This window comes from Peribacillus sp. SIMBA_075 (assembly GCF_046534585.1).
In genome coordinates, this window is the sequence record NZ_JAWRYN010001712.1 from 1 (window position 1) to 231 (window position 231).

At 50.6% G+C, this 231-nt stretch carries 1 protein-coding gene; it reads right to left on the bottom strand.

Annotated elements, in window-relative coordinates; genetic code table 11:
- Window positions 1–231 (bottom strand): DUF1002 domain-containing protein (locus tag SB775_RS34280; RefSeq protein ID WP_410865745.1); only part of this gene is annotated, 231 nt, incomplete at both ends.

The window sequence follows — 231 nt, forward strand, 5'->3', positions numbered from 1 at the left end:
TGTGCGTTCAGGGTCCAGTTGTTCCCCGTTCACTTCATACGCTTTGTAGATTCCGACAAGCGCTGAATGCCCCGTTACCGCTTTTGGCGCAGCGACTTCGACAGTTGCATTTTCAATGCCTGCTGTCAGCATCGCATTGGCATACATGTCTGTTGTCACTTGGGTGATATTGTCCGGCGTGGTGATTTCAATTACCAGCCCTTCGCCTTCTTCCGTTCGGGTAATTTTAGC